The sequence below is a fragment of the Sandaracinaceae bacterium genome (assembly GCA_016706685.1).
GTDB lineage: Bacteria > Myxococcota_A > Polyangia > Polyangiales > Houyiibacteriaceae > JADJJE01.
The window spans coordinates 132,120-144,750 of record JADJJE010000056.1; the positions used below are offsets into that span (position 1 = coordinate 132,120).

Sequence of the window (12,631 nt, forward strand, 5' to 3'; positions counted from 1 at the left end):
CCTCTTGTGCGATCGTGTCAAATGTTTGCCATGCAGCGCGTCCGAACGAACGAGGGCTGGGCAGCGCTGCTGATGGCGGCTGCGGTTGCGTTGGCCAGCTCCGGCTGCGGGGGCACGCCGGTGGTAGAGGACGCGGGGCCTCCCGTGGATCCGCTCGGGCTGCACGACTGGGCCGACGCCGTCGTGCGCAGCTCCGGAAGCCGCTGGGTGGGCGAACGCCTGCTGGAACACGATCCGGAGCCCCGCCCCGAGAGCGCGCTGCGCGCCGTATCGAGCCGGGCCGAGCTGCACGTGCACGCTCCCGAGGGGGTGCCGGACAGCACGGTGGCGAGCGCGTTGAGGGGACTCGAGGCCATGCACGACATGCTGGCCGTGGAGGGCTGGCCAGCCCCGCTGCCCGACGGCGGTCGCGGCGGGACCCTGGGCCTGGACCTGTACTTGGTAGACGAGACGGCGCCCTCGCGGGCCGGCTTCGACGAGCGCGCCCTGCACACCTACATGGACCGCGCGAGCACCTTCGCGCGGCTCTCGGCGGCCACCTCGCCGAGCGACCTCGCCGCGTGCGCGGGGGTTGCCTATGCCGAGGCGCTGCTGCTGTCGGCGGACCCGGCCGAGTCCGAGAGCTGGCGCCGCGCGACCGCGGCGTACCTGAGTGAGCGCCTGACGGGCCGCTGGGGCTGCGAAGACGAGGCGCTGAACAGCCAGCGCGAGGCGCACGAGGCCTATGTGGCCTACGCCGACGAAGAACCGCAGGCGGGCGGCGCGCTCTTGCTGGCCGCGCTGGCCGAGCGTCACGAGGAACAGCCCGGGGACTTCGTTCGGTCGCTGTGGGACCTGGCCAGCCAGCGCACCTGGGAGGGCGAAGGCTACCGCGGCTCACCCGACCTGTGGGAGGCGCTCGAGACGGTGCTGCGCGTCAGCCACGACCCGTTCGCGACGGCGCTCGAGACCCTGGCGCTGGACCGCTTTCTGGCTGGGCCACGCGCGTCCACCCGCGCTCCCGCGTGGGCGCGCCGGCTAGGCCCCGACGCCCTGCCCGATGCCACGCTGCGCATGTCCACGGACGCGCTGCGCACGCACCCACCGTCCACGGGCGAGCTCGACCCGCCCATGGAGTTGGAGCCCACAGGCACCTACTACGCGCTGGTGGACGTGCGGAGCGCGCCGGCCAATTCACGCCTGCGCGTCTTCCTGCGGGGCGAGTTCGGCGTGGCGTGGTCCCTCTCGGTGGCGCGCCTGGGAGCGAGCGGCGAAGAGCTGGGTCGCATGAGCGCACCGCCGCGTCGCGGGACGCCGCGCAGCTACCTGCCTGTCGAGCTGGGCGCGGGGACGGCCACGGTGCTGGTCGCGCTCACCAACCTGGGCCGTGAGCCGCGCGACGCGCTGCACTTCCCGGTGCCCAACGTGGACGCGGCGCGCAGCGAGGCCCACGCGGCGCGCCTGGTGTTCGAGCTGGTGTCCGACTGACGCAGCGCCGCCACGTGCGGCGCGTGGTCAGCGGTTCTGCTCGAACACTTGGTAGAAGTACTCGCCCGTGCCCGTGCGCGCGGTGACCTCGAGGGAGTAGTCGCCCGCGCGGTCGGTGCAGAAGCGCAGGTCGGGGAAGGCGTTGTGCGTGGTGTCTCGCGCCAGCTGCGACCCGCCGATGCTCAGGCTGGCGTCGATGTCGTGCACGCCGTCACCGCCCACGGTCAGGATGGACAGGCAGCGGCCGGCGGGCAGGTTGATGGAGTGCCGCGCGGTGGCTCCCGACGCGCGCCAGCGGCCGTTCTCCGGCATGAAGTCCGCGCTGGGCTGGTAGCCGTCCACGTTCAGCAGCGACGTCACCTCGGCGAGGCGCACGTAGATGAGACCGTTCAGGTTGAACGGGCCACGGGTGCCGCGCGGCCAGCGGTAGGCCGCGTAGCGGAACCCGCCGCCCCCGTTGGCCATGCGCACCTGGATGCGGCTCTCGCCCGAGCGCTCCGGGCACACGCGCACCACGGGGCGGGCGTCGGCCTCCACGTCGCGGTCGATGGCCTGCCCGCGCCCATCGAGCACGGCCAGGTCGAGGTCGCGCACGCCCGAGTCACCTACCGCGAGGATGGCGTAGCACTTGCCGCCCTCGAGGCTGATGCCGAAGTCCTGGGTCTGCCCCTGGGTGAGCTCGCCGGCCGCCGGCTCGCCGTAGTGCTCGTAGCCACGCGCCACCATGTCGGCGTCCAGCAGGCGGTAGTTGTCGTCGAGGCTCATGGCCGCCGTGGACACGCCCACCACGCTGCCGGTGGGGTTGGAGCCCACGGGCGCCACGGCCACACCGCTGCTGGCGTCAGGGCGCGCCCAGGCCGCCACGAACACCGCGCCCGCGCCATCGAACAGGCGCGCGCGCAGCGTGTAGGCGCCTGGCACGGGCGGGCAGAACTCCACGAAGCCATCACGCGCCGTGGCCTGGTCCACCACCAGATCGTTGCCGTTGCCGTCCACGATGAACACGTCGGTGTCCCCCGTGCCAGGGCCACCGAAGGTGCCGAACGCGTAGCAGTACCCGGCCTGCAAGTTGAGCGGGAAGTTGCGGTCCTCGCGGCTGCCCAGGCGCACACCCTGCGGCTGCGTCACGCTCTGGTAGCGCTGCGAGCGGAGCCGCGTGTCCACGGCGGCGACACGCGCCTGGGTGTCCCCGTCGAGCGTGGCGGCCTCCACCTGCGTGGCCGCGCCGTCTCCATAGAGAGCCGCGATGTTCGCCTGCTGGCTGCCGCGCTTCGCGTACACGGCGTAGTAGTACTCGCCGCTGCCGCGCACCATCTGGAGACGCACCACGTGGCGGCCGCGGCTGGCCGCGCAGATCTCCACCCACGGGTGGGCGTCGGGCTGGACGTTGTGGGCCACGGCCGCGCCGCGCGGGTCGATGACCACCATGTTGAGGTCGGTGCCGGGCGGGCTGACGGCCACGGCCACGAAGCACTGCCCCGCGTCGGCGTCCAGCGCGTAGGCCACCAGGCCGTTCTGCGGCATGTTGCTGTTGTGCACGGCCGGGCCGGTGCGCACGTAGCTGCTGGACGTGAGGTGCGCCTCCACGCGCTCGAGCGCGTCACGCGGCGCGATGTCGTTGGCCGGCGCGGCCGTGCCGCCACCCACCGTGGCGCCTGCCGTGTACCCCGCGGGCCGCACCACCACTCGGGCGGGTTCGCGGCGGAAGAGGAAGCAGCCCGGGAGCACCAGACCGCAGAAGAGCGAGAGGAAGAGTGCGTGACGAAGCATCGATGACCTCGGCGGAGCCTACACCAGAAAGCGAATGACGAGTCGTAGCGCAATACGGCCGCACGTCAGCCGACAAGCGGCGGTGAGACGCACCATGCCGGCCCTTCATTCATCTGCCTCCCGGTTCCACTTCATCCCCTGGCTGCTGGTGAGCGCGTGGCTCGCCACCGGGTTGCCCCCCACGGATGCAGCCGCACAGGCCGGCCCGGGCGCACGTGCTGTGAACAACTCGGACACCACGGTGGGTGTTGAGCAGAGCGCCGAGGGAAGCGCTCCGGCCGCCGAGTGCGAGCTCGGGAGCGAGAGCCCGGAGTGCGCGCCGGATCAGCGCCTCGAACTGGACGCCGCGCGGCCTGCCCGGCGCTTTGCGAGCTACTCGGACCTCGTGGCCCTGGTGCGTGGTCGCGTCAGCCTGGGCCTCACGCTCTCGCCCTTCACAGGGGGCCCGCTGGCTCGCCTGCGGTTCGAAGCCGAGGTGATCACCCGGTTGCGCGGCCAGCGCGGGGTGGAGCTGACCGCGCGCGTGAGCGCGCTGCTGCTGGGCGAGGGCCTGGACGGCTTGTTCGTGGGGCTGACGGGCAGCTACCTCGCGCGTGTCCAGCCGGGGGGGCAGGTGCTGCTGGGCGCCGAGCTGGGCTACGCGCGCCACTTCGCCTCGCTCTACGTGTGCGCCGCCGCCGGGCTGAACGTTCTGGTCTGGGCGCGCGCGCCAGACCACCAGGTGGCCCCCAGCGTGCGGCTGCTGCTGGGACACGCGTTCTACTGAGGCCGCTCGTAGGTGTTCATCAGCCGCACCAGCGCCTCGAAGAACGCGGGCTCGGTGCCGTCGAGCGAGCGGCGCAGCCAGAAGCCGACCGCCGTCTTGGTCACGTTGCCGTCGTAGCCGCCGTCGATCTCGGTTCCATCGAAGACCTCGTAGTCCGCGCGCCGGTGGTCGCAGTACATGGGGTTCATGAAGAAGAACCAGGGCTCCACGTAGTCCTGGGTGGCCCCCGTCGCGATGGCGTCGCGGTAGTCGCGCAGCTCGGCCTCGAAGCACTCGGGGTGGTCCGCCAGCTTCTCGTGGGTGGCGTGCATGATGCGCGCGAGGGGCCGCACGTACGTGTCGTAGTGCGCCTGCGTGGCGGCACGGAACGCGGGGTCGCTCACGGCGGGCACCGCATGGTCCGAGAGGAACTGCACGAACGCGGGGTTGTAGTGGCCGAAGTCGCTTCTGGCGGTGAAGTCGAGGCCTTGTGTGTGAGGGCCGCTCACGAAGGGGCGCAGCCCCGACGCCGACACGATGCGCTCGAAGCTCACCAGCGAGAACAGGTGGCAAGCGAAGATGCGCGCGCCACCGTTGGGGAAGTAGTCGTACTGGTCGTCACAGGTGTTGGTGGTGGTGTCGAGAGCGCTCCAGACCTCGCGGGCCAACGCCACGGCGCGGCCGTCGAGTGACCGAGTGCTGCTGCTGCCTCCGCTGGACACGGGCGCCGAGGTGGGTGCCACCGTGGCCGCGCCGCCGCAGCCCAGCAGGGCGAGCAGACAGCCCAGCGCGGGCAAGCCACCTCGAGCGTGGGTCACGGCGCGCCCTCGAGCGCGTCCAGGTCTTCCGTGCCGCCGTCTTCGAGGTCGTCCAGGTCGTCGAGACCGTCCTCGCCCTCGAGGTCGTCCAGGTCGTCGAGACCGTCTTCGCCCTCGAGGTCGTCCAGGTTCAGGGGCTCGTCGTCTTCGCCTTCGAGGTCGTCCAGGTCGAGCGGCTCTTCGCCCTCGAGGTCGTCCAGGCTGTCGCCGCTGTCATCGTGCGCGGCACCGGTGTCGGGCGCAGCGTCAGGGTCTTCCATGGCGTGCATGCTGGCCGACGGCACGTAGCCCATGCGCTCCGGCAGCCACATGGAGAGCTTCTCGCCATAGGTGGTGATGAGCAGGGCGATGATCAGCAGCCCGATGAAGGGCAACACCGCGCGGTACAGCTGCGTCACCGGCTTGTTGAAGCGGAAGCTGGAGATGAACAGGTTGAGCCCCACCGGCGGCGTCATGTACCCGATCTCGAGATTGAGGAGGAACACGATGCCGAGGTGCACGGGGTCCACACCGAAGCGGGTGGCGATGGGCACGATGAGCGGCACCACCACCACGATGGCGCTGAAGATGTCCATCAGCATGCCCACGATGAGCAGGAACACGTTCAGCAGCAGCAGGAACGCGAGCTTGCTGTCGATGAACGCGCTCATGGCGTCCAGGATGAGGAAGGGCACGCGCGCCTGGATGAGGAACGACGTGAAGCCCACCGCCGTGGCCAGGATGATGAGGATGGCGCCCACCAGCGTCATGGACTCGCGGATGATGCGCGGCAGGTCGTTGCGGAACGAGACGTCCTTGTAGACCCACACCTCGATGATGAGCACGTAGAGCGCCGTGAAGGCGGCCGCCTCGTGGATGCGCAGGGTGCCCGTCATGATGCCGCCGAGCAGCGCCACCGGGAGCAGCACCTCCCACTTGGTCTCCCAGAGCGCCTGCATGGCGTCCTTCATGACGAAGGGCGTGCGCGGCATCTTGGTGGAGACGCCCACGAACACCGCGTAGACGCCGATGGCGATGAGCGTGACCACACCGGGGATGATGCCGGCCATGAACAGATACTCGATCTGCACGCCGGCCACGACGCCATAGATGATGATGGGCAGGCTGGGCGGGAACAGCAGGCCGAGCGAGCCACCCGTGGTCACGAGGCCGAGCGAGAAGCGCTCTGGGTAGCGGTCGGCGATCATGGCCGGATACAGCAGGCCACCGATGGCCACGATGGTGATGCCGCTGCCGCCCGTGAAGGTGGTGAAGAACGCGGACGCCATGAGGCACACGATGGCGAGGCCACCGGGCATCCAGCCGAGCCACGCTCGGGACATGTTCACGAGCCGGCGCGGGGTCCCCGACTCGGCCATGAGGTAGCCGGCGAAGGTGAAGAGCGGGATGGTGACGAGCAGCGGCGAGTTGGCGAACTTCTCGCTGAAGACGTCGTTGGTGGCACCCGTGATGGGCGTGTCGGGCATCTCCGAGAAGAGCAGCATGGCGGCCGCCCCGAAGATGGCGAAGAGCGGCGCGCCGAGGAGCGCGAGGCCCAGGAGGAAGAGGATGATCCAGAGGTCCATCTCAGGCCTTCCCGTCCGTGCTGGGGGTGGCGCTGGCGGCTGCGGCGGCGGCGGCGGCTGCGGCGGCGGCGTGGGGATCCGGCTCGCCGCCCTTCGGGATGCTCAGGAACGAAGCCACGCCCTTGATGAAGAAGCGGATGGCCATGAACATGAACATGGTGGGCACGATCAGGTCGAGCGCAGCCTCGGGCGTGGCCACCGGGACGTTGAGCGAGGCGAGGACGCCCCGGATGCTGCAGAAGATGTCGGGGCGCACCAGGTCGCCGATCAGGGCGCTGGCGGGCGCGTCACAGATATGCGCGCGGCCGGCGTCCAGGATGACCTCGTAGTCGAGCGGCACCTCGCTCGCGTTGTTGAGGATGGTGCGCATGATCACGCGCCCGTAGTAGACGCAGATGATGCCCACCGTGACGCCGATGATGCCGCGCATGGCCGCGCGCACCTTGGGCGGCGACAGGCGCGGGAGGATGTCGATGGCGATGTGCTTCTCGTCGTGTGTGGCCAAGGACGCGCCCAAGAAGGCGAGCCAGAGCGTGCCCTTCATGAGGAACGGGTCTGCCCAGGCGATCGACGGCAGCGCGTTGCTGGCCCACACCATCCCCATGTCGGAGCAGTTGCGGAGCACGGCTTGGGCGCTGGCGACGACGATCATCGCCAGCAGCACGGTCGCGGTCAGGGCGGCTTCGCCGCGCGCCAGCCCTTCGTCGATTCGGCGCAGTATGGTCACGGAGTCCTCCGGGGAAGTTTCGGGCGCGCACGGTGACGCGAGCGCGGGAGGCTATCAAGTCGCGGCGCCGCGCGAAACACCGGCGTAACATGCGACCGTTCGGTCAGGGCTCCGCGGACGCGAAGCCGAGTTGCTCGGGGAGCGCGGCAGGAGGAAGGCCGGCTCGCAGGGCGGTGACGGCTTGGGCAAAGCCGCGGTCTCCCGAGCGAGCCACGAGCTGCTCGATGGCGAGGCGGGCGCGCGCGTAGGCGGCACCTGCCGTGGTGCCATCGCTGCCGAGGCCGAGGTCGCGGTCGATGCTCTGAAGCTCTGTTGACGTGAGCGGCGCGCTCCCTCGTGTGGCGTTGGGGTCGAAGGGCTCCTCGGCGAAGCGCTGCGCCAGGCCCTCTTGCAGCCAGCGCGGCGCGAGCGGGGTGAGGAAGTCGAGCTGGGCGTGCAGGGCCTCGTGGCGCGCGCTGCGCAGGAGCGTGGCGTCCAGCTGCTGGCCCACCAGGACCACGTGCAGGACGCCGTCGTAGAACGCCTGGGACCAAGAGGTGCCGCAGGTGGCCGCGCTGAAGTCGTCGAGGGAGGCGTGGACCCACACCACCAAGCGGGGGCGAGCCGGCCCACCCAACAGGCGCGCCGCGGCGTCGAGGTCGGCTCGCACGGCGCGGGCGAGCTGCGTCGAGGCGTCGTCCGGCAGAGACGAAGCGGCCCACACCGTGATGCCCGAGAGCTCGCTGCGGTGGAGCGCGGAGAGAGCGAGCTGAGTGGCCTCGGCCCGCTCGCGCAGCGCTGCGCCCAGCGGTGGGTCCTGCGCCGCCGGGCCTGCTGGGGGCAACGCGTTCAGCGCGGCGAGGGCTGCGGCCGCGTCGCCTTCGCGCGTGGCCGCTCGGGCGAGCGCCAGCAGCAGCGCCGGGTCGCGCGCTCCGGCCGCAAACGCCTCGTCCAGCAGGGCACGCCGGCCGCCACGCTCCGGCACCAGCAGCGCCTCGATCCACGGGATGGCCGCGTCACCCGGAAGCCAGCCACGCGCCTGCGCGAGCAGCGCCACCACGCGCGCGTTCGACCCGGGTGGAGGCGCCGCGTCAGTGGCCACCAGCGCAGCCAGCGTGGCATCCACGGGCAGCGTGGGGTCCGCGGCGAAGTCGGCACGGGCATCGTGCAGCGCCAAGAGCGCCATGCTGCTGGTGCGGTCCTGCAGCAGCGCCTCGAGCGCGCCTCGCGCGGCGGGCGACACGTCCGTGCGCGTGAGCCAGGCGCGCGCGCGGCCCTCGAACGACGTCACGCGGGCGTGCAGCGGAGCCCCCAGATCGAGCGCGCCGCGCTCTGCATCGAGGCGCTGGCACAGGGTGGTCGCGCGGGGCTCGGGGGCAGGGTCAGCAACGGTCGGCGGGGGGTCGCGCCGCACGGGCCGGGGGGCAGGCAATGGACCCACCGCCGGAGCCGCGCCGCGGTCGCAGGCGAGCGCGGTGAGCAGCAGAAGCGCGGCGAGCGGCAGGTGGAATCGGGGCAGCACACGGGCACACTAGCGCGGCCTCGCGACCCGCGTGAACGCATACAACGTACACGTACCGCCCCCCTCGCCCATGGGCTATGGTCCCTGCCCGTTCGACCCCCACGGAGAGTGACATGCTGAGTTTCGAGCTTACCGAAGAGCAGAAGGCGCTGGTCGACGAGACCCGCCGCTTCACCAAAGAGAAGATCATCCCCATCGCGGCGGAGTGCGACCGCAAGCACACGTTCCCGAACGACGTCTTCAAGGAAGCCTGGGAGATGGGCCTCGTGGCCCCCGGCATCCCCACCGAGTACGGCGGCAACGGCGTGGGTGAAGTCGAGCACGTGCTCATCACCGAGGAGCTGGCCTACGGCTGCACCGGCATCCAGACCAGCTTCACCGCCAACACGCTGGCCGCCACGCCCATCCTGGTGGCGGGCACCGAGGCTCAGAAGAAGAAGTACCTGGGCATGCTCACGGCCGAGCCCATCTTCGCCGCGTACGCGATCACCGAGCCGGCCGCGGGCTCCGACGCCGCGGGCATCCAGTCGCGCGCCGTCAAAGACGGCAACGACTACATCGTGACGGGCAGCAAGTGCTTCATCACGAACGGCGCGTGGGCCACCTGGTACACCGCGTTCGCCACCGTCGATCCGGCCCTCGGCCACAAGGGCATCATCGCGTTCATCGTGGACCGCGACGCTCCCGGTGTGAGCGTGGGCAAGACCGAGGACAAGCTCGGTCAGCGCGCCAGCAACACCGCCGTCATCAACTTCGACGAGGTGCGCATCCCCGCGGCCAACATCCTCGCGGAGCCGGGCCATGGCTTCAAGGTGGCCATGCAGACCTTCGACCGCACGCGCCCGGACATCGCCGCCGGCGCGTGCGGCCTCATGCGCCGCGCCTTGGACGAGAGCATCGCCTATGCGCTCGAGCGCAAGACCTTCGGCGTGCCCATCGCGCAGCACCAGATGGTGCAGGCCATGATCGCCGAGATGGGCATCGCCTACGAGGCCACCCACCTGCTCATGCTCAAGGCCGCGTGGATGATCGACCAGGGCAGCCGCAACTCGCTCACGGCCAGCTACGCGAAGGCCTTCGGCGCGGACCAGGCCATGCGCGTGGCCACCGACGCCGTGCAGGTCTTCGGCGGCAACGGCTACATCACCGAGTATCCGGTGGAGAAGCTCATGCGCGACGCGAAGATCCTGCAGATCTACGAGGGCACCTCGCAGATCCAGCGCATGGTCATCGCCAAGAACCTCTTCGCCGGAGTGCGCTGATACCTCGCTCGGGGTCGGCTGCGCGGAGCGTGGCCCGGGCGCTCTGCGCGCTCGGGCTCTTCTGCGCGCTGGGCGCGGCAGCAGGCCTCGGTGCCCGCGTGGCCACCGCCCAAGCCGGCCTCGTGTTCCCGGGGGGAAGCGTCACGCACGAGGCGCTGCTCGGGCGCTTGCGCAGTGAGGCCATCACGCAGGTGCGGCCGGTGGGCACCACGTCGGTGGTGCTGCGGGTGCGCAGCGGTGAGCTGACCCTCGGCGCCTATCGCCCGGCGGCCAGCACGCACCCGCGCGGGCACCTGCACGAGATCGCCGCCTACCGCGTGGCCGAGCTGCTGGGCCTCGACAACGTGCCCCCCACGGTGAGCCGGGTGGTGTCCACCAACGAGCTGCAGCGCACCCTCGACCCCAATTTCGAGGACCGCTGGCCCGACCTGCGCCAGCGCATGACCGCCGACGGCGAGGGCCGCGTGCGCGGGTCGATGACCTACTGGATCCCGGAGATGCGCGAGCTGGGCCTCGACCAGCCCGACGCGCTGCGCGAGTGGTCCGCCAAGCTGCGCCAGGGCTCGCGCATGGAGAGCAGCGATTACCCGCTCACGCTGCTGCGCGACCTGTCCAACTGCGTGCTGTTCGACTACCTGATCGGCAACACCGACCGCTTCAGCGGCGCCAACGTGCAGGGCCTCGCAGACCGCTCGCGGCTCTTCATCCGCGACCACAACCTGGCCTTCTTCTCCGAGCTGACGCCCACGCGCCGCGACCGGCTGAGCGCCGCGCTCGAGCGGTCCCAGCGCTTCTCGCGCCGCACCGTGCAGCAGCTCACGGGCATGACGCGGGCGTCACTCGAGGCCGCCCTCGCGCGTGACCCGCTGCACACGCAGGCCACGCCGCTGCTGGTGGCGTCCCAGGTGGACGCGCTGTTCGCGCGGCGCAGCACCCTGCTGTCGTATGTGGGGGCGCTCATCGACGAGCACGGGGCCGACGCGGTGCTGGTGTTCGAGTAGTCCCACGTCGGCGTGGGCGTCGAGTGCGACGTACGTAGAAGTGAACGTGAACGTGGACGTGGTCGTTGACGTGCTCGTCGCCGCTCAAGGCCCCGATGGCGTGCTTGCCAACCACCCGCTTGGACGAGCTACTATGAGAAGAGCTCGGATAGCAGGTGTCGAGGCTAAGCTCCGAGGCGGAGCCCGGTGGGAGGTGGTTGGTACACCAGGCAGAGCACGAGCACCAGCCGGGGCGCCGACGAGCCTTGATACGAGCTTCGGCCGACCACGTCGGCCAGGTCCTGGCCGGCTCCGGTGACCATGGGCCGAACTTGTGATGAGTCGTTAGACGTCCACATCTCCACTGGGTACCGCAGCAGCCCGAGCGCCCGCCGCGTTCCTGCTATGCTCGCCCGATGCACGGCTGGGAAGCAGTGATGGCGGCCCTCGGCGGGCTACTCTTGGGCCTCGGGCTGGGCGTGGGCTCCGTGCGGCGCCGCGAACTGCGCGAGACCGAAGAGCTGGCCAAGCGAGTGCGCGAGCTGGAGCAGGTGGCCGTGCCTTGGCTGCGCGCGCGGGCCGAGCTGCTGGGGGCTCCGCCGCACGCACTCGAGCAGGACAGCGCGCGCGACCCGCTCGCGGCCACGCGCGCGCTGCTGGACACCGTGCAGCGGCTCGAGCGCGAGGACCTGCTGCCCTACAACGACACCATGGAGCTGGAAGCCATGGCGCTGACGCGTGATGCGGCGCCCAAGAGAGGGCTCCCAAGATGAGCGCGAATGAGGCATCATCCGCCCATGCTGGATGACGCGACCCTCGCTCAATACCTCGACAGGCTCGGCTGGGAGCGCGTTCCGCATGGGGCAGGCACGCTGCGGGCCGTGCGCGACACCGAGCAGGGTGACGTGGCCGTGTACGTGCGCCTCTCGCAGAACTGGCTGATCGCCAGCGTGGTGCCCTTCTTGGTCACGGGCGGCGACAACCCGCACGACCTGGCGCGCTGGCTGCTGCGCATGAACCGCGACATGGCCATGACCAAATTCGCCTACGACGACGACGGCGACGTGGCCCTCACGGTGGAGGTGCCCACCGAGTCGCTGGACTACGAAGAGGTGGCCGCCGCGCTCAACGGGCTGGTGCAACACGCGGTCATGCACCGCGCCACTTTGCGCGGCGCCTCCGATGGCGCTACCAACGCATCGTCCTGAGGGGCGAGTGAGCGGTCTGTCGCTGCGCGCCCGGCTCCGGTCGTACACCAGCGATGCAGATCGAGGCCGACGCCGTCATACCGTTCCCGCGTGAGTCCGTCTTCCGGACGTATCGCGACGACCTGCCCGCGTTGATCGAGTTCTTGCCGCACGTGCGGCGCATCGAGGCCGTGGACCGCCAGGACGTCACGGGCGGCATCGAGACCCGGCACACCTGGCACGGCGGCGGGGACATCCCCATCCCCGTGCAGCGCGGCCTGGGCGACAACACCTTCCGCTGGGACGAGCGCGCGCTCTGGTCCGAGGAGGACTGGTCGTGCGCCTGGTCCATCGAGACGCGCGCCTTCCGCGACGCGGTGCAGTGCGCGGGGCGTCACACGTTCGTGGCGCTGGGCCAGCGCACGCGGCTCGAGATCAAGGGCTCCATGAGCATCGACCTCGGCGCCATCAAGGCGCTGCCCTCGTTCTTGGCGGACGGGCTGGCCAAGACCGTGGAGCAGTTCGTCTCGCGCCAGATCACCGCCAACCTGCTGAGCGTCAGCGACGCCCTCACGCGGTATCTGGACTCGCACACGCAGGCCTGACGCG

12 protein-coding genes are annotated in these 12,631 nt (G+C 70.7%); 7 read left to right on the forward strand and 5 right to left on the reverse strand.

The genetic code is table 11. The features are described from left to right. The first annotated feature begins 30 nt into the window (after positions 1–30). Positions 31–1,467 (forward strand): hypothetical protein, encoded by a 1,437-nt coding sequence (locus IPI43_33215; protein MBK7778921.1) that lies wholly within the window; start codon positions 31–33, stop codon positions 1,465–1,467. A 27-nt stretch (positions 1,468–1,494) separates the two neighbouring features. Here the strand turns inward: IPI43_33215 and IPI43_33220 are convergent, their stop codons facing one another. Continuing rightward, positions 1,495–3,237 carry a hypothetical protein gene (locus tag IPI43_33220; GenBank protein MBK7778922.1) on the reverse strand — a complete coding sequence of 581 codons (1,743 nt, stop codon included), beginning with the start codon at positions 3,235–3,237 and terminating at the stop codon, positions 1,495–1,497. 94 nt (positions 3,238–3,331) lie between these two features. Here IPI43_33220 and IPI43_33225 point away from each other — a divergent pair, with 94 nt between their 5' ends. After that, positions 3,332–4,003, forward strand: a complete 672-nt coding sequence (locus tag IPI43_33225) for a hypothetical protein (protein MBK7778923.1) — start codon at positions 3,332–3,334, stop codon at positions 4,001–4,003. On the opposite strand, the gene IPI43_33230 is transcribed toward IPI43_33225, so the two are convergent. From IPI43_33230 to IPI43_33245, 4 genes are all read right to left on the reverse strand, one after another. Beyond that, a complete protein-coding gene (locus tag IPI43_33230) occupies positions 3,997–4,800 on the reverse strand; it encodes a hypothetical protein (GenBank protein MBK7778924.1) in 804 nt (267 codons plus the stop codon). The two genes, IPI43_33225 and IPI43_33230, sit on opposite strands and share 7 nt — an antisense overlap. Continuing rightward, positions 4,797–6,365, reverse strand: a complete 1,569-nt coding sequence (locus IPI43_33235; GenBank protein MBK7778925.1) for a TRAP transporter large permease — start codon at positions 6,363–6,365, stop codon at positions 4,797–4,799. The genes IPI43_33230 and IPI43_33235 overlap by 4 nt, the downstream gene beginning before the upstream one ends. Before the next feature lies 1 nt (position 6,366). Then, positions 6,367–7,092 carry a TRAP transporter small permease subunit gene (locus tag IPI43_33240; GenBank protein MBK7778926.1) on the reverse strand — a complete coding sequence of 242 codons (726 nt, stop codon included), beginning with the start codon at positions 7,090–7,092 and terminating at the stop codon, positions 6,367–6,369. Between the two features lie 103 nt (positions 7,093–7,195). Continuing rightward, entirely contained in the window at positions 7,196–8,593 is a 1,398-nt protein-coding gene (locus tag IPI43_33245; protein MBK7778927.1) for a hypothetical protein, read from the reverse strand. 113 nt (positions 8,594–8,706) lie between these two features. Between IPI43_33245 and IPI43_33250 the strand changes: the two genes are divergently transcribed. From IPI43_33250 to IPI43_33270, 5 genes are all read left to right on the forward strand, one after another. After that, positions 8,707–9,855, forward strand: a complete 1,149-nt coding sequence (locus tag IPI43_33250) for an acyl-CoA dehydrogenase family protein (protein MBK7778928.1) — start codon at positions 8,707–8,709, stop codon at positions 9,853–9,855. Between the two features lie 29 nt (positions 9,856–9,884). Then, positions 9,885–10,856, forward strand: coding sequence for a hypothetical protein (locus IPI43_33255; protein MBK7778929.1), 972 nt, complete (start codon positions 9,885–9,887; stop codon positions 10,854–10,856). Between the two features lie 395 nt (positions 10,857–11,251). Next, positions 11,252–11,608, forward strand: coding sequence for a hypothetical protein (locus tag IPI43_33260; protein ID MBK7778930.1), 357 nt, complete (start codon positions 11,252–11,254; stop codon positions 11,606–11,608). A gap of 24 nt (positions 11,609–11,632) precedes the next feature. After that, a complete protein-coding gene (locus IPI43_33265; protein MBK7778931.1) occupies positions 11,633–12,043 on the forward strand; it encodes a YbjN domain-containing protein in 411 nt (136 codons plus the stop codon). Positions 12,044–12,096: 53 nt separating this feature from the next. Then, positions 12,097–12,627, forward strand: a complete 531-nt coding sequence (locus IPI43_33270) for a hypothetical protein (protein MBK7778932.1) — start codon at positions 12,097–12,099, stop codon at positions 12,625–12,627. Positions 12,628–12,631 lie beyond the last annotated feature (4 nt).